Below are 20,266 nucleotides of genomic sequence, written 5' to 3' on the forward strand. Positions count from 1 at the left end.
CTCACTCAAAACTGCGGTACAAGTTTCTTTCTTGGTGCATCAACCTTGTCGCAGATCACAGACTTTCCTGCTTGATTATAAGATGCTCAATCATTCGTCAATATGTACTTTTAAGATAGGCTTGTTCATCTTGGATAACTCAACCAACATCACTGTAATTACAGCGGGCAGTACCGGTCTGATCGGCAACGAGCTGATTAAGCAGATGTTGGAACGCGAACCAATTGAACATATCTACGCTCTGACTCGTCGTAAACTTCCCTTTTTTCACTCCAAACTTGAAGAGATTCAGCATCCAGAACTACGCATTCAAGAGTGGGATGAAGACAAACCACGACCGGAGTTTGGTTTTATCTGCCTAGGTACAACACTTAAACAAGCAGGCTCCAAACAAGCATTAGAAAACGTTGACTACCAACTGGTGTGTGATGTCGCTCAAGAAATGAAGTTACTCGGTGTAAAGCAGTTAGCCGTCGTCTCAAGTTACGGGGCATCTGCCCGTTCATTTTCTCACTACTTGCGATGCAAAGGACGCATGGAGCTAACCATTGAACGCATGGGCTTTGATCGTGTCCTCTTCGTTCGTCCAGGTCCTTTAAAAGGGTTACGAGAACAACCACGTAAAGACGAAGTCGTCACCCAAACCATGCTGAAGATTTGTCAGCCACTAATGATTGGTCCGCTTGCCAAGCTCATTCCGATTGAAGCCTCTGACGTCGCATTGGCGATGCAGTATCTGCTTTTTTCCCACTCCAATAAAAAACGAGAAACGGCCGATAGCGTTGCGATGCGAAAAGTGCTTAAAAAGTATCAATAAACCGCTCAATTTCACTGTTATGTGAACATCTTCCGCACTTAATAACCGTTAGCTATATTTAATGCCCTTTTGTAACTTCAATTGGGTATTTCAAATCATTACCCTTCATACCGAATCAAATTCCATAAGATATTAATTCTATCAATATCGTCATTAAAAACTAAAGGATATGTAAATATGTCAGTAGTGGTTATCGCTTCGCTAGCGGTATTTGTTGGCATTCTCTTTTTCCTCTATGGACAGCAGAAAAAAGAGAACACTTTATCGCGTCTCGTGTTACTTGGTCTCGTCTTTGGTAGTGCTTTCGGTTTAGCGTTACAGCTCATCTTCGGCGAAGGTAATCCTGTTATCGCTCAAACGCTTGAGTGGGTAAATGTGGTCGGTCGTGGCTATGTTGGCCTGTTGAAAATGATCATCATGCCATTAGTATTGGTGTCGATGATCGCCGCGGTCGTCAAGCTAGAGAAAGATGGCGCGCTGGGTAAGATCTCGGGGCTAACTATTTCAGTGTTACTGGCAACGACGGCAATATCCGCTTTGATCGGTATCGTTGTCACTCAAGCATTTGGTCTAAGTGCTGAAGGTTTAACGGAAGGTGCCCGCGAAACAGCACGTATCGCAGCCCTAGAAACGCGTGCCGATCGCGTGAGTGACCTCACCATCCCACAAATGATGGTTAGCTTTATTCCAACCAACCCCTTTGCCGACCTGACAGGTGCTCGTTCTACTTCGATCATCGCTGTAGTTATCTTTGGTGTACTCACTGGTATTGCTGCACGTAAAGTAATGGCTGAGAAACAAGAGCTTGAATTACCAATTCGCACATTTGTCGAAGCGGCTCAATCTATTGTTATGCGCTTAGTTAAGATGATCATGGCACTTACGCCTTATGGTATCGCTGCGCTAATGGCAAAAGTGGTTGCGACCTCAAGTGCCTCCGATATTCTTAACCTGTTAGGCTTCATTGTCGCTTCTTATGTTGCGATTGCACTGATGTTCGTTGTCCATGGTGTGCTCGTCTCTTTTGTCGGCGTGAGCCCTAAAGAGTACTTCCAGAAGATTTGGCCAGTACTGACTTTCGCCTTTACTTCACGTAGCTCAGCGGCAACAATTCCTTTAAACGTTGAAGCGCAAATCAACAAGCTTCGCGTTCCACCAGCAATCGCTAACCTATCAGCTTCGTTTGGTGCCACTATCGGCCAGAACGGCTGTGCGGGTATCTACCCTGCGATGTTGGCAGTTATGGTTGCGCCAAGTGTTGGCATTGACCCAATGGACATCAACTTCATTCTTTCTTTGATTGCTATTATTGTGATTAGCTCATTTGGTATCGCAGGTGTAGGTGGCGGCGCGACGTTCGCGGCTCTTATCGTGCTACCAGCAATGGGCTTACCTGTTGCGATTGCCGCGCTATTGATCTCTATCGAACCACTTATTGATATGGCACGTACCGCATTAAACGTATCGGGTGCAATGACAGCAGGTACCATTACCAGTCGCTTAATGAAGCAAACCGTAAAAGATGAAGAGCTAGAAACCCAGCAAGCATAACGCTCTACTCTTCTTAAAACGAAAAATGGTCGACAACAGTCGGCCATTATTCGTTTTTCATTCGACAAAGAGACTGTTACTTGTTCTCAATCAACTTTGGTTAATTTTCACTAACAATCAACTAAGCATCGGGCTAAAAATCTTCAAACTTACTAAAATTCCCCGGCTCCTTAGTATTGTCAGGGTTTTAACGACAAGCCGCATTTTGGTATTTCATGTAATTGAATAGCTAAATAGTTTTAATATGGCTGTATTCACGTAATATTTCGTCTAAATATGGCTTAGTATACTTCTCAACTGGGCAAACATTCTTTGGGTCTCCAGAATGATGATATTCTCCCATATCAAATGCATCATAGATATCATAAGCCGGGCTAGGAACAGAATTCCCCTCTTGAGTTCCGAAAACATCATTGATCATAAAATCCCAGACATAGTTCATCGCTCCATCCGCTACATCAAAATCAATGTCATCGGCCATAAACTGCTGCGCAACAGTCATTGAGAACGAATTGATAAAGTTAGCCAGATCATCACCTTCGCTAAGGAGGGCAAAATCTTCAAACGATATTTCGTACTGATCGATTTTTTTTATTACTTCAATAATGTTCATTACTTAGAGGCTCCTAACTGTTGGAATGCACTATGCACAGCGCTAACACTGACTATAAAATCACCAGACATTGATAATCAAGCTCTAACACTGGTGACTCGCCCAAAAAACCATCTCTTATCGCCTTATTCCTCTCTCACAATTGCGCTTGGTGGCTGCCAATGGTCTAATACCGAGGTAGATTTCAAACCCTTGGTAATAAAGACAATGCAGCAAGAGCATCAGCCTACGTTTTTCTTTTTTGATTACGAGACGTGGGGTACTAGCCCAGCGAAAGATCGACCGTGTCAGTTTGCGGGTGTTCGTACCGATATGGACTTCAATATTATTGGTGAACCTCTTGTTATTTATTGTCAGCCGCCTGCGGATTATCTTCCGGCACCAGAAGCCGCACTAATTACAGGTATTACTCCGCAAACTGCTGAAAGCCAAGGTCTTTCTGAGCCCGAGTTTATCGCAAAGATCCACGAACAACTGGCAACGCCAAACACCATTAGTTTGGGCTACAACAGTATCCGATTCGATGATGAAGTAACGCGCTACACCTGTTACCGAAACTTTATCGACCCTTATGCGTGGAGTTGGCAAAACGGTAACTCTCGTTGGGATTTGCTTGATGTCATGCGTGCTTGTTATGCGCTTCGTCCAGAAGGGGTAAACTGGCCTGAGAACGATGAAGGTTTTATCAGCTTTAAGCTTGAGCATTTATCTGTTGCCAATGGCATTGAACATGAAAACGCGCACGACGCTATGGCGGATGTTATCGCGACGATTGAAATGGCCAAAAAGGTTAAAGCGGCTCAACCAAAATTGTTTGATTACTTCCTAAGCATGCGTCACAAGCGCAAGTTGAATGAACTGATCGACATCGTGAACATGACACCCTTGATGCATGTTTCAGGCATGTTGGGCAAAGAGTGTAACTACACTAGCTGGGTTGTTCCTGTTGCTTGGCACCCGACGAATCAAAACGCAGTTATTTGTGTTGATTTGGCGAAAGACCCGCAAGCCCTATTGGATTTGGATACCGAGCAGCTTAATGAGCGACTATATACTAAGCGCTCTGACCTCGCGCCTGACGAGCTTCCAGTCCCTGTTAAGCTTATCCACCTTAATAAGTGCCCTATTCTCGCTCCAGCCAAAACACTCACTGCTGAAAACGCCGAGAACATTGGCATTGACCGAGAGAAATGTTTAGAGAATCTAGCTCTGCTCCGCAAGCACCCTGAGGTTCGTGAAAAGCTGATTGGTGTTTATGGCATTGAGCGGGAATATGAAAAGAGCAATGATGTCGATAGCATGCTCTACGATGGTTTCTTCTCTCCGGCAGATAAAGCGGCGATGAACATCATTCGTGAAACTGACCCAAACAATCTATCTGCGCTTGATATTTCATTTAGTGATGACCGCATTGCGCCATTGCTGTTCCGTTATCGCGCGCGAAACTTCCCGTGGACGCTCGATGAGTCAGAACAACAGCGATGGGCGACGCACTGTCGTGACTACTTCGAAAGTCGTATTGAAGACTACATGATAAATTTGGAAAACTTAGTTCACGAACATGAAAGTGACCAAAAGAAAATCGCTATTTTAAAATCTATCTACCAATACGTACAAAAGCGAGTATCCTAGTAGTCAAAATTAAAAATAGTAACCAAGTCCTGCACCCTACAACCTGGCCTAACTCTCTAAATACTAATCAAAACTCTAAGTTAGGCATTTGAATAATTCGAGCCTTCAGCAATCTGGAGGTTCTGCAGTTGGACGACTCTACACTATGGCGAAAACTTTGCTTCAATACGTCGTATCTATGGGGCTGATATTTTTGTGCCTTGTCGCGGGCATTAATATTCAACACTTATTAGGTATCTCTATTCCTGGCAGCATCATCGGTATGCTGATTTTGTTTGGTTTGCTTGCGAGCGGACTCGTGCCTTCAGACTGGGTTAAACCCGGTGCCTCTCTCTTTATTCGCTACATGGTGCTGCTATTCGTCCCTATCAGTGTTGGCTTGATGGAGCATTTCGATATGCTAATCGCTAACGCCTTACCGATTTTAGCAAGTGCTGTAGGTGGTACTCTCATCGTACTGGTCGTTTTGGGGTTAATGCTCGATCGCATGCTTAAAGGAGGACAAAAATAATGTGGTTACTTGTCACTATTGTTGTTTTCTTTGCCGCACGTTGGCTATGCCAAAAAGTAAAAAGCCCTTTTATGAATCCTTTATTGGTGAGCCTAGCCGTTCTCATTCCACTGCTGACTTACCTGAAAGTGCCATTTGAAACTTACTATGCCGACAATCAGTGGATTAATTATCTACTGCAACCAGCAGTAGTCGCGCTGGCTTATCCTCTATTTGAGCAATTACCACAGATCCGAGCCAATTGGCGTATCATTATGCTGGCGTGCGGTGTGGGCAGTATCATGTCGATGTTTACCGCAAGCATGATTGCCGTTTACTTAAAGGCAGATATTTCTCTAATCGCAAGCTTGTTGGGTAAATCAGTGACCACACCGATTGCGATGGAGGTTTCTAGTCACCTTGGTGGTGAGCCCGCCATCGCCGCCATACTAGTTTTAATCGTTGGCCTGTTCGGTGCGATTATGGCTTATCCGATTTATAACTTACTGAACATCACTCACCCTATTGCCAAAGGGCTCACGATGGGGACGGTTTCCCACGCGCTGGGGACAGCAACCTGCGCTGAGAAAGACGGTCAAGATGCGGCCTTTAGCTCTCTAGCACTTGTGGTGTGCGGTGTTATCACCTCAATCCTAGCACCTTCTTTCTTCACCTTGGCAGTCTGGTTGTCAGCGTAAGTAATTGATGTCGAGCTGCAACTAGCGGCTCGACGCACATCACTAATTTCTCGCCTGTAATCGTTATCATGTGTGACATCACTCAAATAATGCAACAGACAATATCGTTACAATATATTTTGTGATCTTGATCGCCGAATAATTCTCATCTTTACATAAAATGTAATACCAATATCGGAGTTTACACACCAGTATCTGGCTCTAAACTCAAAGATATCAACGATGTTTATTAAAGGACTCACTATGAGAAGCCGCATTGAACAGGCGCTATCTGAAGTGCCACAAAACGTAGCAGATTTCTTATCTCCTATTCTTCTTGCTGACGATTTTGACGCGACGATTTCTTCAGAGCAATTTGAGCAACTCCTCGCTATTTCAGGTCTTGATGACGCAGAACTACGAGTATTGCTACTTCCATTTGCAGCCGCTTATTCCTATGCTCCGCTTTCTAAGTTTTATGTGGGTGCAATTGTTCGCGGCCTATCTGGCAAACTCTACTTCGGCGCGAATGTCGAGTTTGACGGCGTTCAACTAGGGCAAACCGTTCACGCAGAGCAATCAGCCATCAGCCATGCGTGGATGAAGGGTGAACAAGGCGTTGCTGACATCACGATCAACTACAGCCCTTGTGGTCACTGTCGTCAGTTTATGAATGAGCTTTCAACCGCTAACGAGCTAAAGATCCAACTGCCGAAACGTGAAGGTCAGCCACTTCATTACTACTTACCAGAATCGTTTGGCCCTTCAGATCTTGGCATCGAATCCGCATTGATGACCTCTGTTGACCATGGAAAACAGACACAAGAGCAAGATGAGCTATTACAACTGGCCGTCGCTGCCTTAAATCGTAGCCATGCCCCTTACACACATAACTTAAGTGGTGTCGCGATTAAGACCAAAGATGGCAAAGTATATCAAGGCGCATATGCAGAAAACGCTGCATTTAACCCAAGCCTACCGCCACTTCAGGTTGCGTTGATCCAGTTACTGTTAGACCGTAAGGAGCTCGAAAGTATTGATTCTGCGGCCTTGGTAGAAGTAGAAGACGGTACTATCAGCCATCTAGCTAACACACAAGCGACGCTAGAAGCACTAAACCCTGATATTCCAATCACTTACTTGGAACTTTAAACTGAGAAAGGCGCTAAATTAGCGCCTTTTTTGTATCAATTCGGGGTTAAACATCGAAAAACGGTTTGGGGTCGACTTCTAACTGACTAGGGGCTATCGCCTTTTTAATCGTTAGTTTGGTTGTTTTCATATCGACAAAACTTACATCGACAAAACGGTGATACTTACGCGAATAGAAACATTTGATTTCTGGTTTTAGCGGTTCGTGGGAATTCGAAGTCCAAATAATACCTACACGTCCATCACTCAACTCGACCAAAGCCCCAACAGGGAAAACGCCAATACAGTTGATGAATTTGTACACCAACTCTTTGTCTAAATGATTCGGTGTTAAGCTCAAGAGTATTTTAAACGCTTCTGCTGGGCTCATGCCTTGTTTGTAACAGCGATCGGCAGTCAACGCGTCATAGATATCAACGATGCAGCTCATACGACCGTGTAGAGGGATTTCATCACCTTTTAGCCCCGCTGGATAGCCGTTCCCATCGAGTTTTTCATGATGCATCAAACAAACGTCGCGGCTAACATCACTCAAACCTGTAACCGTAGTGATGATCTCTTTCGCGTAAACCTGATGAAGCTTCATATGCTCGAACTCTTCGGGTGTTAACCGAGCAGGTTTGTGCAGAACTTTATCATCAACCTTAATTTTGCCAACATCGTGCATAATGCCACCAATCGCCATTTGTTTTAGCGTCTCTTTCGGCAGGCCAAGATGTTTACCAAATGTCACGAGTAAAGTCGCAACATTGACTGAGTGTTCAAGTAAGTACTCATCTTTATTGCGCAGTGCAGACACACAATGCAATGCATCTGAATCAAGCAACACGGATTCGATCATGTCGTCTGCGAGATCATCCAGTTCGGAGACATGTATTGGCTTACCTTCAAAAGTTTGCGTCAGAATCCTGTTAGCCAGCCCTTTTGCTTCTTTGATGATTTTCTGCGCTTTCTTTTGCTGTGAAAAGCGGCTCACCTTTTTCCGCTTCACTGGTGTTGATGCTTCTTGTGGCGATTCAGTTTCTTCCACAACCTTAACGGGTTTAAAAACACTCCCTTTTACTGACAACTCCTTGTCTACCCAAGCAAATTTGACTCCATTTTTAACAAGCTGTTTGACTGCTTTTTCAGACGGCACACGCCCCGCATTGGCGAGATTGACGCGTTTACTGTCTTCGATTGCAGTCACAAACATGCCAACGGTCAGCGTACCGATTGGTATTTTTATGGATTTTTCTGGGTCGAACTGCATTAAGTTAGTAGCCGTATTCTTATTAGAGTTGATTATTGTTAGTGATTATAACTCTAATGCTGAGTATTTACGTAATAAGTGATTGCAATTGCTCAATAAACACCCAAAAAGCGGTAATAAAGTTGAGAATTATCGAAATCGTAATTTTCATCGCTCTTGTCTCGCAGTACTCCACCACTAAAATTAACCAAACACCACAAAGCAAACGTTTGCTTTTCTTTTACCAATGAGTATCATGCTCGCAAAACCTTCTATTCCTCTTACATTTTAGGGTTAATTATGTTCGGTACTGCAACAGCAAATCATGCAACTCGCGTTCTGCTTCTTGGTTCGGGTGAACTCGGTAAAGAAGTCGCCATCGAATGCCAACGCCTTGGTCTTGAAGTGATCGCATGCGATCGTTACGAAAATGCACCAGCGATGCAGGTTGCCCATCGCAGCTATACATTAGATATGCTCGATGGTGACGCGCTGCAAGCTATTATCGAAAAAGAACAGCCTGATTATGTCGTGCCTGAAATTGAAGCCATCGCGACCGATACGTTAGTAGAATTAGAAGCCCAAGGCTTGAACGTCGTGCCAACAGCGAAGGCAACAAAGCTAACAATGAACCGTGAAGGGATCCGTCGCTTAGCCGCAGAAGAGCTAAGCTTAACCACATCCCCTTATCGCTTTGCAGACAGCTATGAAGAGTTTGTTGCCGCAGTAGAAGCAGTTGGTGTGCCGTGTGTATGTAAACCGGTCATGAGTTCTTCAGGCAAAGGCCAAAGTGTCATTAAAAGTGCTAAAGATATTGATAAGGCTTGGAACTATGCACAAGAAGGCGGACGTACTGGAGCAGGTCGCGTCATTGTAGAAGGGTTTATTGATTTCGATTACGAGATCACTTTGCTCACCGTTCGCGCTGTTGATGGTGTACATTTCTGTGCGCCAATTGGTCATCGTCAGGAAGATGGAGACTACCGTGAATCTTGGCAGCCACAAGTTATGACAGACAACGCGCTAGCCGCTGCCCAAGATGCTGCCGGTAAAGTGGTGAATGCACTTGGCGGTTACGGCATCTTTGGTGTTGAGCTGTTTGCCAAAGGCGACACGGTTATCTTTAACGAAGTCTCACCTCGCCCACACGATACTGGCCTCGTCACTCTAATGTCACAAGACAGTTCTGAGTTCGCTCTACATGTTCGTGCATTTACAGGTATGCCAATCGCTGGGATTACTCAGTACGGCCCAGCAGCCTCAGCCGTTATCTTAGGGCAAGGAACATCAAATGATGTTCGCTTCGAAGGCCTAGGCGATGCGTTAGCTGCGCCACAGACTCAGCTTCGACTATTTGGCAAACCCGATATTGATGGACGCCGCCGTTTAGGGGTCGCGATTACTCGACGTGATTCTGTAGAGCAAGCGATCGAAGACGCTAAACAAAGCGCAGATAAAGTAAAAATCATTTACTAAGTCGTTTTATCGAAACTAAAAGGCTTGGTCATTTGAAATGACCAAGCCTTTGTTTATCTTAAATTTAAACCGCTTCAATCAAGTAAACTTCTTCAGCAAATCGTGCAGATTCATGTTTAGCAATCTTAGGATGCTTTTCAGCGTCTTCATTGCTCTCTAGCTTAGTGATCTTGTAACCCTCATACAGCGCTCTCACCTCAGATTCAGGGACAGCAAATGGAGGCCCCGGCATCAACTCTTGATCATAATCGAGAGTAACCAGCAAAATACGCCCACCGAGTTTAAGGAGCGACTTAATCTTTTCTACGTATTGCACTCGCATTTCTTTTGGCAAAGCAATGAGAGAAGCGCGATCATAAACGATATCAACCGGCTTGATTGGCGCAGTAAAGTAGTCACCGACATAGATAGATAGCTCATCAAACTGAAACAGCTCATGCTGACCATTAATCGGCATCACCATTGGCGTGTAAAAATGTTCCGCAAAGAAAGCACGCACGGCAATATTGCTCAGCTCTACTCCCTGCACATCAGAGTGTTTCGTTGCCAGCCATACCAAGTCTTCTGACTTTCCACACAAAGGGACAAAAACGTTGTCTTCTTGGCTAGGGTTCGTTTCCTGCCAATATTTAATCAGTAGCGGATTGACGTCTTCTAGGTGAAAACCGATCTGGTTTGCCGCCCATTTACCGTGCCAAAATTCTGGGTCTCTCATTTTGTTTCTCTGTGACTGACTTCGTAGCGCATAGCCTATCGGAAAGTGAAGCTGAGTGGTATCCCTTCACCAATCCTATTCTGAAAACTTCATTCAGATTAGGTTCATTTTCATCAGATATACTTAGTTACACATTGAAGATGAACCTTTGAAAAGGGTTGCACTCTAATTAAACGCAAAGGAAATGCGAGACTGTTCAAAGTTTTATCAACGGTCGATGGGAAAGCGATTGGAATCGCACAAAGTGCCCCCCATTAACTATGTAGAGATGAGTAGCGCTAGTGATTGAAACTTTTTTCGACACCTTTTTAGCTAAGCCCTACACATCTAAGGAGAGTGAATGAGCCTATTTTTGCGAACTACGGCCCTGATGCTTCTAATGCTCAGCCGTGCCCCTGCATTTGCTGCTATTCCAACCGCGCCGGGTAACGAGGAAAACCGTTCTACTAACCAGAACGAAGTGTGTTCCAAAGCATTCAAACATAACCTAAGCGGCCTTTACGGCATTAAGTCAATGTCGACCACTCCACTTCAGCCATACACTGATTTCGACGTACTTTATAGCAAAGCCCATCAAGCTCAAGCAGAGCTAGAGACCATCTGTAAAAGTACTGCTCTACTGACTTCAACAGAATCTTACTTCGCTGGTGTTAAATCGTCTGACCGTGCTAAAGAAAAGATTGCTTATGAACTTGATGGTCAAACAGAGCGAATTACAGACCTAGCCCGTGCAACGATTGTCGCTGACGACATTGAAAGCCTGATGTCCGCCTATGAAGTACTTAACCGCGAAACAACCATTGTTAAAGTTAAAAACCGCTTTAAGAAACCAGCGGAATCTGGATACCGCGACTTAAACGTTCTCGTTCAGCTGCCAAAAACAAATTTAGTCGCTGAAGTACAGCTTCATCTAAAAGCGATTGCAGACGTGAAAAGTGGTCCAGAGCATGACATCTACGAGCGTATTCAGAAAATCGAACGCGCCGCTGCGATTGAAGGTCGTGACTACAGCGAGTTTGAAACCGCACAGATTCGCAATATGCGTAGTGAGTCTAAAGAGCTGTACCAAAATGCTTGGCAGCCATACATCACCACTCACCTTAGCGCCGCTTAACCTTACTGGGCTTATCTGTAAACTCAGGTAAGCCTTTCGATTTAGCAAAGCCTCGCCTCTTAAACTATATTTCTATCAAATAGATAATAATATAGTTGGAGGCAACAATGGGAGGGAAGCTCTGGCTCTTGATCAGCATGATCGTTTTGCTAACGACAAATCTTGCCTCAGCAGACGACGGATACGGCCCTCTTCAAAGCTACACTCAATCGCCTCTCCATACTAATATCCACTCCCCTCAATTGCGCTCTGGCTTTTCCTTAGATAAGGATGAATATGAAGTTTATGGCGCTGGTACCATTTCTAGTATTTGGGCAGTGACTGCCACCTATGAACTCGATTATTACCAAAACCAGCTTGCTATTGGCAGTAAATGGCAACTCGACACAAATTGGCAGATAGACCTTCAATACCGTTGGAACTTCGCAGCCAATAATCATCTAGATAAACCCACTATTGCCTTTCATGATTTTGTCGGTATTGACCAAAATGGACGTGAAGATGTCGAGCGGAACCGATTTGTTATCGATATGCCAGAGTACGGCGTACAAGAGGAAGGGTTTCGTAGCAAAACGTTGAGCAGCGCTGTGACAGGATACATACAATATCAAGCGTTTACTAATGACCATCATGGTATATCGCTTGGCGTTTCGCTCTATTACAACGACACCGACAATGGCCTCTTCAGCGCGTCAGATTTTGAGCAGAGCGTGCAGGTAAATTATGGCTATGTAAGAGAAAAACATGCGCTAGACGCTACCGTAGCCTTAACATTTAGAGACACTCCTACAGACTTTACTCAAATGCCCTATCGCGACTCTACTTGGACAGTTGGCATCAGTTACCGCTATGAGTGGTTTGAAAATCATACTTTTATTGGTCAACTAGCTTCATCTCAAGGCCTATTGGATGATGGCGGAGAATTTTCAAAACCCTCCACCGAGTTTACCTATGGCTACCGCTACACTCTCAAAAATACAGCGGTCGAAATTACCTTAGTCGAGAACATGTTCCACGCGGATAATAGTACCGACATCGCTTTTGGTGTTGCGTTCCGCTATCGCTTTGGCTCAGCCGCTTAAACCGAAAGAATGCGGTTGACCGCTGCAGCAATCTCCGAATCAGAGGCATTTCGATTCAACGAGAAAGAGATGTACTGGTCACCACGCATACTTAGCGAGCGATCAACCTCGGCTAAACAGTGCACTACCCCATCATCGAGAATAAACGAAAGTTCGATCTCCTTTTTGTTGATGAAACCATTATTGCGAAACTCAATTTCCTGATAGCAACCTGATTTCGAAGAGAAGTTACCACCGCGCAGGAAACCTTTTTCAACATCTGCTTTAACCATACCAAAACCCGCTTGCTCGATAGCGGATAGTATCTTGGCCACTACAGGCAATGGTTTGACTTCAACAAAATCACGGTCTTTAGGGTCAATCGCAAAATCAATGTCCAACGTTGTTTCTAGCCAAACATGAGATTGATTCTTCAGAGCATTCAATGCGGTAATTGGAGTTTCATCGTCTAAGCGCAACTCAAAAGGAACCTGTTTAGTCTCATTGGGTTGGATAACAAATGGCTGGACGGCTTGAAGCTTGGCTAACACAAAATCTTGGTAGCTGGTGCTTTCGTCGCTCTCTACTTTCATCTCGGTACACAGCTTTAGATTGATCGCGTCGATCTGCTGTTCCACATCACCACCTTGAATATGTACGGTTCCCCTCAGTGTCTCCCCCTGAAAGACAGACATACTTTCTAGCACTGTGTCTACTTTTGCCGCGCCAATTCCTAATGAAGCTTTTAACTTTCCAAACATATTTTATCCTTATGATTCTGTTGCACACATGATTTTGCTTGTTGCACTCTATTTAGCAAGCCATTTGTAGCTAAGTCTGATTAAAAACGTGCGAACCTCGCCAAATTAGGGTTACATACCGCCTAGAACCTTGCATTTACCCACTAAATGTATAACCTTTTGTATAGTCAAATAAGAAGTTAGAACAAATATGAGCAATTCGCCTCTTTACTTACAAATCAAAACTTACATTACGGAACAAATCGAACAAGGTTTTTGGCCTGTCGGTCATCGAATTACCACTGAACTTGAACTGACCAAGCAGTTTAACGTGAGTAGGATGACGGTAAACAAAGCGATTCGAGATTTGGTTTCTGAAGGTAGGTTAGTGAGGCGACCGCGCTTAGGCACCTTTGTCTGCGCACCTGACGATAAAGCAGAATCCCCTCTTCTTGATATTAGAAACATCGCTAAAGAAGTAGAACAGCGGGGGAAATCCTACAGCAGTAAGGTTATCAAACAGATCGCCCTTTCTGCTGATGACAATGTCGCGATGAAACTAGGCGTCATGTTGGGAAGTTCGGTTTTCTACAGTGAAATCATTCACTTTGAAGATAAGTCCCCTATTCAGCTTGAGATTCGCTGGGTGAATGCAAGCTACGCTCCCAACTACCTGCAGCAGGACTTTTCACAAATCACGCCCAACCAATATCTATCTGAAAACTGCCCGTTAAGTGCGATAGAGCATACCGTCGAAGCCATTGTCGCTGATGAATCAGTACGCTCAGCACTTCGCCTTGGAGTCAATGAACCGTGTCTGCTGCTTAATCGACGTACATGGAGTGACGATAAGCTTGTTAGTACCGCATTACTCTACCATCCTGGGGCTAGATACAAATTAAGCTCTAAAGTTCTTCTTTGATAGAGCATTTCATACTTTTTACCGATCACATTTTCGCAACATGAGGCTTGATCAAAATCTATACTTGAAACTATATTTGTATATACATTTAAATCCGAGTATAGATTATGAGCCTTACAAGCGACTTGATATTAGTAAATGCAAAGATAGTCACAATGACCGAGGGGAGCGACGGTTACTCAGTGTCACCGCTTTGCAATATCTATATCAAAGACGGACGCATTCAGTCGATTACGCAAGAATCGTTAAGCAGTGAGCTAAGCACTTCTGTTAACTGCTATGACTGTAAAGGTAAGCTTGTCACTCCGGGCTTTATTGATTGCCATACCCATCTCATTTTCGCAGGCAGTCGCGCCAACGAATTCGAAATGCGCCTCCAAGGTGTGCCGTATCAAGAAATCGCAAAACAAGGCGGGGGCATTCTCTCTACAGTGCGTGCGACTCGTGAAGCAAGTGAACAACAACTCACGGAATTGGCATTACCGCGTTTGGACGGCCTAATTCAATCAGGTGTCACTTCAGTGGAAGTGAAATCTGGTTATGGATTGACCCTTAATGACGAACTAAAAATGCTTCGCGCAGCGAAGGCGTTGGAAGCACACAGAAAGATCCGCGTTTCTACAACGTTACTCGCGGCACATGCTCTTCCTCCCGAGTATTCAGGTCGCGCTGACGACTACATTGAAACGGTCTGCCAAGAAATAATCCCTGCTGCCGCGCAAGAGAATCTCGCGACGAGTGTCGATGTTTTCTGTGAGTCCATCGGTTTCAATTTGGCTCAAACTGAAAAAGTCTATCGAGCTGCGATTGATAATGGACTTGCGATTAAAGGACACACCGAACAACTGTCTAATTTAGGTGGCACGGCGTTGACTGCAAAATACGATGGTTTATCCGCTGATCACATAGAGTTTTTAGATGAAAATGGCGTTATTGCATTGGCTCAGTCGAATACCGTAGCCACGCTGCTTCCTGGTGCATTCTACTTTCTAAGAGAGACACAGTTACCACCCATCGAGTTACTACGTCAGCACAAAATACCAATGGCAATTGCTACTGATTTGAACCCTGGCACATCACCATTTGCAGACTTGACTATGATGATGAATATGGGTTGCACGTTATTTGGATTAACACCAGAGGAAACCTTACGTGGCGTAACCAATCATGCAGCTCAAGCCATCGGTTATGGTGAGAGCAGAGGTCAGATAAAACAAGGGTTTGATGCTGATCTCGCAATCTGGGATGTGACTCACCCTGCCGAGTTTAGCTATTTCCAAGGTGCGCCTAGATTATCGGCTCGCCTTGTTGCTGGAGAGCTCGATGATGTCTAATCAATTAACCACCAACCAAGAATTTCATTGGCAAGGTCGTCACGATGCAGAAGATGGAGCGTTAGGAAAGCGTGTCCATCATGTCATCAAACAGATTCAAGTCGATGAGCTTCAGCCCTATAGAAATGCCGTTAGCCTGCTTGGTTTCTGCAGTGATGCGGGGGTTGCTCGTAACAAGGGGCGCATCGGTGCGAAAAGAGCGCCAGATTTGATTCGCCGCGCACTGGCAAACATGGCTTGGCATAGAGAAAGCGCATTAATTGATTTGGGCAACGTTGTCTGCGATGACGACCAACTAGAACAAAGCCAATCTCACTGTGCCAACGTAATTGCGACAGCGCTTAAATCCACACCGGTTATCACTTTAGGTGGAGGTCACGAAGTTGCATGGGCATCATTTCAGGGCTTGGCGCAATATTTTGAGTATCTCAATCCAGCAAAACCACCAAAGATAGGCATCATTAACTTTGACGCTCATTTCGACTTGAGAGCATTTGAATGTGATCAGACGGAAATCAAACCTAGCTCAGGCACACCTTTTAACCAAATCCAGCACTATTGTGCCAAAAAAGAGTGGCCATTCCATTACGCCTGCCTAGGTGTCAGCCGAGCAAGCAATACCGAGGCTCTGTTCCAACGCGCCGACGAACTTGGCGTTTGGTATATCGAAGACAAAGACCTCGCACACTTAAATCATATTTATCACCTTACGCAGTTGCAGCACTTTATCGACAACTGTGACTACATCTACCTCACCATTGATTTAGATGTTTTCCCTGCAGCTACTGCGCCGGGGGTGAGCGCGCCAGCCGCCAGAGGAGTCAGCATTGATATGCTCGCTCCATTCATCGACAGAATCTTACATTACAAGCAAAAACTGGTGATCGCAGATATCGCAGAGTACAACCCGACCTATGACGTAGACAGCCAAACCGCTCGGTTAGCCGCACGTCTTTGTTGGGATATTGCGAACGCTTTCTCCGAAAAATAACTACCCAGAACTCAGTGGCAATGATAGGCGCGAGATGGCGCCCTAGCCCTTTGTTTGTCTGGATAACGTGAACCACAAGGAGCCTTACCATGACGTTTAGATACGGTGTTGATCGTTTAGATCTTGATACTGTAAACGGCATCGCGAATGGACACATCAAAGCAAAACTGTGCCCTGAAGCCTTAACAAAAATTAATGTCAGCCGTGCCAATGTAGATAAGATGGCCAACTCTGATAAAGCAATTTATGGCATTAACACCGGTTTTGGGCCGCTGTGCGATACGCAGATATCACCACAAGAAACGCATTTACTGCAAAAAAATCTGCTTATCACCCATGCGGTTGGTGTCGGCGAACCGATCGAAAAAGCAATTTCTAAGTTAATGCTAATCACCAAAGTTCATGCCCTTAGCCAAGGTTTCTCTGGTATACGCTTGGAAGTGGTAGAGCGTATGCTTACTTTCCTCGAATTGGACCTCATTCCGGTTGTCCCTGAACAGGGCTCTGTGGGTGCATCTGGCGATTTAGCGCCTCTATCACACCTCTTTTTACCACTGATAGGCGAAGGTGAATTCTGGCAGGATGATCAGATAAAGTCTGCCAAGGCTGTACTTGAGGCCAATGGGTTAGAACCATTGGAGCTGCATGCAAAAGAAGGTTTAGCCTTAATTAATGGTACTCAATTTATTCTATCCCATGCCATTACTGCATTAACAAAAATGCGTTACCTGTTAGATCTTGCAGACGTCGCTGGCGCTATGAGTATTGAAGGAATGCAAGGTAGTGAATCACCGTTCAGAGACGAACTACACCAAACGCGAGCTTTTGTTGGCAACTTAGAAGTCGCAGCGCGTATGAGAAGACTGCTTAAAGACTCTCAAAACATGGCCTCTCATGGTAACTGTGGTCGCGTGCAAGACCCTTATTCGCTGCGTTGTATTCCGCAAGTTCACGGCGCTTCTCGTAATGCCTACTATCACTTAGAAGAACTTGTTGAAATCGAGATGAACTCAGTGACCGACAATCCGATTGTTATCAGTAGCGAAGAAGCCATTTCTGGTGGCAGCTTCCATGGGCAGCCATTAGCTATGGTTCTCGATTATGCGGCGATTGCGGCTGCAGAACTTGGCAATATTGCTGATCGTCGTTGTTATCTTTTATTAGAAGGGCTTCATGGTTTACCGCGTCTATTGACTTTAGCAGGTGGTCTCAATTCAGGCATGATGATCCCTCAGTATGCGACAGCAGCACTAGTAACAGAAAATAAATCACTCTGTTTCCCTCCATCAGCTGATAGCGTACCTACCTCAATGGGCCAAGAAGACCATGTCTCGATGGGCAGTATTTCAGGTAGAAAACTCAATCAAATCTTAGGCAACTTGGATAAGATTCTTGCCATTGAGCTCATGTATGCCGCTCAAGCACTGGAATTCAGAAGACCTAATCGTTGCTCTGATCTTATTGAGAAAAACTTCGAATTGATCCGCACTAAAGTCGCTAAGCTCGAAGAAGATAGGCTATTGAAACCTGATATTGACGCGATGGTAGAGTTAGTGAAATCCCAAGCTTTCACTGTGAGTTTTGACGCTTAATTTTGGAGTAAATGATGACTTTTGAACTTAGCTTTCAAGAACAAATTAAACAGGGGATCCCTGAGCAGCTGCCACCGGCAAAACCTTATCCGGTGAATGTTAACCGTGCGCCCAAGCGTAAAGATATTCTCAGCACAGAAGAGAAACAACTCGCCATTCGCAATGCCCTTAGATACTTTCCCAAGGCATGGCACCAAGAGCTTGCGCATGAGTTTGCGCAAGAGTTAAATGCCTTTGGCCGCATTTATATGTATCGCTTTAAGCCGAATTACTTAATGAAAGCGCGAGCAATAAGCGACTATCCAGCAAAATGCCAGCAAGCTGCCGCCATTATGTTGATGATCGATAACAACCTTGATCCAGCGGTTGCCCAACACCCAGAAGAGCTTATCACTTATGGTGGCAATGGGGCTGTTTTTCAAAACTGGGCGCAATACCTGTTGGCAATGAAATACCTCAGTGAGATGGAGAGCGATCAAACCTTGCACCTGTACTCAGGCCATCCGATGGGGTTATTTCCTTCTTCACCAGAAGCCCCTCGTGTTGTCGTCACCAATGGTATGATGATCCCGAACTATTCTAAGCCAGACGATTGGGAAAAATTCAATGCGTTGGGCGTGACTCAGTATGGTCAAATGACAGCTGGTTCATTTATGTATATTGGCCCTCAAGGGATTGTTCATGGCACAACGATTACCGTTATGAACGCTTTCCGCAAGGTGTTAAAAGCAGGTGAACAAGCTAAGGGCAAAATATTCCTTACCGCTGGTTTAGGTGGCATGAGTGGAGCACAACCCAAAGCAGGTAACATTGCTAAGTGTATTACTGTTTGTGCCGAAGTTAACCCTAATGCCGCGACTAAACGACATCAACAAGGCTGGGTTGATGAACTCATCGATGATATGCCTGAGCTGATTAAGCGCGTCAGAGTAGCTCAAGCCAACGAAGAGGTCGTCTCTATTGCCTATATCGGTAATGTGGTTGAGGTTTGGGAATCGTTCCTAGAAGAAGAGATCTTTGTTCACTTAGGCTCAGACCAAACGTCACTGCATAACCCTTGGTCTGGCGGCTACTATCCAGTTGATATTAGCTACGAAGAGTCTAATCGTTTGATTAGAGAAGAACCGGACGTATTCAAAGAAAAAGTACAAGCGACATTAAGACGCCATGGTGCCGCCGTCAACAAGCATACTGAGAAAGGAACTTACTTCTTTGACTATGGTAATGCCTTCTTGTTAGAAGCCTCGCGTGCAGGCGCTGATGTTATGGCAGCAAACGGTATTGATTTTAAGTACCCTTCTTACGTGCAGGATATTTTGGGGCCAATGTGCTTTGACTATGGCTTTGGTCCATTCCGTTGGGTTTGTACCTCCGGTAAACCGGAAGATCTCGACAAAACAGATGAAATAGCGGCACAAGTTTTAAGTAATATTATGCAAAGCTCTCCTGCTGAGATCCAGCAACAGATGCAGGACAATATTACTTGGATCAATGACGCCAAAGCCAATAAGTTAGTCGTAGGGTCACAAGCAAGGATCCTGTATGCCGATGCTCAAGGTAGAATGGAAATTGCGAAAGCGTTTAATGATGCCATTAATCGAGGCGAAATTGGCCCTGTAGTCCTAGGACGAGATCATCATGATGTCAGTGGTACAGACTCTCCATTTAGAGAGACGTCAAATATCTATGACGGTAGTCGCTTTACTGCTGACATGGCCATTCACAATGTGATTGGCGATAGCTTCCGCGGTGCCACTTGGGTTTCAATCCATAACGGTGGTGGCGTAGGCTGGGGTGAAGTTATCAATGGTGGCTTTGGTATGCTGCTTGATGGCAGCAGTGACGCGGAGCGCAAGCTTCAATCCATGCTTCTATTTGATGTTAACAACGGCATCGCTAGACGCAGCTGGGCTCGCAATGAAGAGGCCAACTTTGCCATTAAGCGCGAAATGGATAGAACACCTAAGCTAAAAGTAACTCTCGCTAATTTGGTTGACGATCAAATTATTGATGACTTAGCGATTTAACCTTCAAAATCACATGCTACGTCCAAACTATGGGCGTAGCATGTGTATCTAAACAAGAAGAACCAAACGCTCACGAGTTACTTAAGAAAAGCGATTGAATTCGCAAGAACTTTTGACGCTTGTTGAGCACT

The 20,266-nt window shown here is 44.8% G+C and carries 18 protein-coding genes; 14 read left to right on the forward strand and 4 right to left on the reverse strand.

All coding sequences use genetic code 11. From position 1 onward, the window contains the following. Positions 1–205: 205 nt before the first annotated feature. Both AC6R00_RS01605 and AC6R00_RS01610 read left to right on the forward strand, forming a co-directional pair. A complete protein-coding gene (locus tag AC6R00_RS01605) occupies positions 206–817 on the forward strand; it encodes a Rossmann-fold NAD(P)-binding domain-containing protein (RefSeq protein ID WP_500639165.1) in 612 nt (203 codons plus the stop codon). A gap of 177 nt (positions 818–994) precedes the next feature. Then, positions 995–2,368 (forward strand): L-cystine transporter, encoded by a 1,374-nt coding sequence (locus AC6R00_RS01610; protein WP_500639134.1) that lies wholly within the window; start codon positions 995–997, stop codon positions 2,366–2,368. 229 nt (positions 2,369–2,597) lie between these two features. Here AC6R00_RS01610 and AC6R00_RS01615 read toward each other — a convergent pair whose 3' ends face one another. Next, on the reverse strand, positions 2,598–2,981 hold the full coding sequence (locus AC6R00_RS01615; protein ID WP_500639135.1) for a hypothetical protein: 384 nt from the start codon (positions 2,979–2,981) through the stop codon (positions 2,598–2,600). A gap of 207 nt (positions 2,982–3,188) precedes the next feature. Between AC6R00_RS01615 and sbcB the strand changes: the two genes are divergently transcribed. From sbcB to cdd, 4 genes are all read left to right on the forward strand, one after another. Continuing rightward, on the forward strand, positions 3,189–4,613 hold the full coding sequence (sbcB, locus tag AC6R00_RS01620) for an exodeoxyribonuclease I (protein ID WP_500639136.1): 1,425 nt from the start codon (positions 3,189–3,191) through the stop codon (positions 4,611–4,613). A 145-nt stretch (positions 4,614–4,758) separates the two neighbouring features. Beyond that, a complete protein-coding gene (locus tag AC6R00_RS01625) occupies positions 4,759–5,124 on the forward strand; it encodes a CidA/LrgA family protein (RefSeq protein WP_069666187.1) in 366 nt (121 codons plus the stop codon). Then, complete coding sequence (locus AC6R00_RS01630) at positions 5,124–5,801, forward strand: CidB/LrgB family autolysis modulator (RefSeq protein WP_500639137.1); 678 nt, start codon at positions 5,124–5,126, stop codon at positions 5,799–5,801. Before AC6R00_RS01625 ends, AC6R00_RS01630 begins: the two co-directional genes overlap by 1 nt. A gap of 243 nt (positions 5,802–6,044) precedes the next feature. Next, positions 6,045–6,932: a cytidine deaminase gene (gene cdd, locus AC6R00_RS01635; RefSeq protein WP_494505077.1), complete on the forward strand. Its 888-nt coding sequence runs from the start codon at positions 6,045–6,047 to the stop codon at positions 6,930–6,932. A 46-nt stretch (positions 6,933–6,978) separates the two neighbouring features. Here the strand turns inward: cdd and AC6R00_RS01640 are convergent, their stop codons facing one another. Further along, positions 6,979–8,184 carry a cyclic di-GMP phosphodiesterase gene (locus AC6R00_RS01640; protein ID WP_500639138.1) on the reverse strand — a complete coding sequence of 402 codons (1,206 nt, stop codon included), beginning with the start codon at positions 8,182–8,184 and terminating at the stop codon, positions 6,979–6,981. A 279-nt stretch (positions 8,185–8,463) separates the two neighbouring features. On the opposite strand from AC6R00_RS01640, the gene purT reads away from it, so the two are divergent. Beyond that, a complete protein-coding gene (gene purT, locus AC6R00_RS01645) occupies positions 8,464–9,639 on the forward strand; it encodes a formate-dependent phosphoribosylglycinamide formyltransferase (RefSeq protein ID WP_500639139.1) in 1,176 nt (391 codons plus the stop codon). A gap of 64 nt (positions 9,640–9,703) precedes the next feature. Here the strand turns inward: purT and AC6R00_RS01650 are convergent, their stop codons facing one another. Beyond that, the gene (locus AC6R00_RS01650) at positions 9,704–10,354 is read right to left on the reverse strand and encodes a thiopurine S-methyltransferase (protein ID WP_500639140.1); all 651 of its coding nucleotides are present in this window, start codon (positions 10,352–10,354) and stop codon (positions 9,704–9,706) included. Between the two features lie 340 nt (positions 10,355–10,694). Between AC6R00_RS01650 and AC6R00_RS01655 the strand changes: the two genes are divergently transcribed. Beyond that, positions 10,695–11,468, forward strand: coding sequence for a nucleotidyltransferase family protein (locus AC6R00_RS01655; RefSeq protein WP_494505081.1), 774 nt, complete (start codon positions 10,695–10,697; stop codon positions 11,466–11,468). Positions 11,469–11,575: 107 nt separating this feature from the next. Continuing rightward, positions 11,576–12,550 (forward strand): DUF3187 family protein, encoded by a 975-nt coding sequence (locus AC6R00_RS01660; RefSeq protein ID WP_500639141.1) that lies wholly within the window; start codon positions 11,576–11,578, stop codon positions 12,548–12,550. Here the strand turns inward: AC6R00_RS01660 and AC6R00_RS01665 are convergent. Further along, positions 12,547–13,290, reverse strand: coding sequence for a sporulation protein (locus AC6R00_RS01665; protein ID WP_500639142.1), 744 nt, complete (start codon positions 13,288–13,290; stop codon positions 12,547–12,549). The genes AC6R00_RS01660 and AC6R00_RS01665 overlap by 4 nt on opposite strands. Before the next feature lie 190 nt (positions 13,291–13,480). Here AC6R00_RS01665 and hutC point away from each other — a divergent pair, with 190 nt between their 5' ends. The 5 genes from hutC to hutU all read left to right on the forward strand — a co-directional run bounded on the left by hutC (position 13,481) and on the right by hutU (position 20,135). Further along, positions 13,481–14,191 (forward strand): histidine utilization transcriptional repressor HutC, encoded by a 711-nt coding sequence (hutC, locus tag AC6R00_RS01670; RefSeq protein ID WP_004742804.1) that lies wholly within the window; start codon positions 13,481–13,483, stop codon positions 14,189–14,191. A gap of 155 nt (positions 14,192–14,346) precedes the next feature. Further along, complete coding sequence (hutI, locus tag AC6R00_RS01675; protein ID WP_500639143.1) at positions 14,347–15,525, forward strand: imidazolonepropionase; 1,179 nt, start codon at positions 14,347–14,349, stop codon at positions 15,523–15,525. Continuing rightward, the gene (hutG, locus tag AC6R00_RS01680; RefSeq protein ID WP_425666747.1) at positions 15,518–16,516 is read left to right on the forward strand and encodes a formimidoylglutamase; all 999 of its coding nucleotides are present in this window, start codon (positions 15,518–15,520) and stop codon (positions 16,514–16,516) included. The genes hutI and hutG overlap by 8 nt, the downstream gene beginning before the upstream one ends. A gap of 89 nt (positions 16,517–16,605) precedes the next feature. After that, positions 16,606–18,108 carry a histidine ammonia-lyase gene (gene hutH, locus AC6R00_RS01685; RefSeq protein WP_004742801.1) on the forward strand — a complete coding sequence of 501 codons (1,503 nt, stop codon included), beginning with the start codon at positions 16,606–16,608 and terminating at the stop codon, positions 18,106–18,108. A gap of 14 nt (positions 18,109–18,122) precedes the next feature. Then, positions 18,123–20,135 (forward strand): urocanate hydratase, encoded by a 2,013-nt coding sequence (gene hutU / locus AC6R00_RS01690; RefSeq protein ID WP_500639144.1) that lies wholly within the window; start codon positions 18,123–18,125, stop codon positions 20,133–20,135. The last annotated feature ends 131 nt before the right edge of the window (positions 20,136–20,266 follow it).

The sequence above is a fragment of the Vibrio sp. R10-SF1-ISO8 genome (assembly GCF_059833805.1).

What these genes read in the sequence shown, in the direction of transcription:
- AC6R00_RS01605 (WP_500639165.1), top strand. Translation starts at nt 206, where the DNA reads ATGTTGGAACGCGAACCAATTGAACATATCTACGCTCTGACTCGTCGT.
- AC6R00_RS01610 (WP_500639134.1), top strand. Translation starts at nt 995, where the DNA reads ATGTCAGTAGTGGTTATCGCTTCGCTAGCGGTATTTGTTGGCATTCTC.
- AC6R00_RS01615 (WP_500639135.1), bottom strand. Translation starts at nt 2,981, where the DNA reads ATGAACATTATTGAAGTAATAAAAAAAATCGATCAGTACGAAATATCG.
- sbcB (WP_500639136.1), top strand. Translation starts at nt 3,189, where the DNA reads ATGCAGCAAGAGCATCAGCCTACGTTTTTCTTTTTTGATTACGAGACG.
- AC6R00_RS01625 (WP_069666187.1), top strand. Translation starts at nt 4,759, where the DNA reads ATGGCGAAAACTTTGCTTCAATACGTCGTATCTATGGGGCTGATATTT.
- AC6R00_RS01630 (WP_500639137.1), top strand. Translation starts at nt 5,124, where the DNA reads ATGTGGTTACTTGTCACTATTGTTGTTTTCTTTGCCGCACGTTGGCTA.
- cdd (WP_494505077.1), top strand. Translation starts at nt 6,045, where the DNA reads ATGAGAAGCCGCATTGAACAGGCGCTATCTGAAGTGCCACAAAACGTA.
- AC6R00_RS01640 (WP_500639138.1), bottom strand. Translation starts at nt 8,184, where the DNA reads ATGCAGTTCGACCCAGAAAAATCCATAAAAATACCAATCGGTACGCTG.
- purT (WP_500639139.1), top strand. Translation starts at nt 8,464, where the DNA reads ATGTTCGGTACTGCAACAGCAAATCATGCAACTCGCGTTCTGCTTCTT.
- AC6R00_RS01650 (WP_500639140.1), bottom strand. Translation starts at nt 10,354, where the DNA reads ATGAGAGACCCAGAATTTTGGCACGGTAAATGGGCGGCAAACCAGATC.
- AC6R00_RS01655 (WP_494505081.1), top strand. Translation starts at nt 10,695, where the DNA reads ATGAGCCTATTTTTGCGAACTACGGCCCTGATGCTTCTAATGCTCAGC.
- AC6R00_RS01660 (WP_500639141.1), top strand. Translation starts at nt 11,576, where the DNA reads ATGGGAGGGAAGCTCTGGCTCTTGATCAGCATGATCGTTTTGCTAACG.
- AC6R00_RS01665 (WP_500639142.1), bottom strand. Translation starts at nt 13,290, where the DNA reads ATGTTTGGAAAGTTAAAAGCTTCATTAGGAATTGGCGCGGCAAAAGTA.
- hutC (WP_004742804.1), top strand. Translation starts at nt 13,481, where the DNA reads ATGAGCAATTCGCCTCTTTACTTACAAATCAAAACTTACATTACGGAA.
- hutI (WP_500639143.1), top strand. Translation starts at nt 14,347, where the DNA reads ATGACCGAGGGGAGCGACGGTTACTCAGTGTCACCGCTTTGCAATATC.
- hutG (WP_425666747.1), top strand. Translation starts at nt 15,518, where the DNA reads ATGTCTAATCAATTAACCACCAACCAAGAATTTCATTGGCAAGGTCGT.
- hutH (WP_004742801.1), top strand. Translation starts at nt 16,606, where the DNA reads ATGACGTTTAGATACGGTGTTGATCGTTTAGATCTTGATACTGTAAAC.
- hutU (WP_500639144.1), top strand. Translation starts at nt 18,123, where the DNA reads ATGACTTTTGAACTTAGCTTTCAAGAACAAATTAAACAGGGGATCCCT.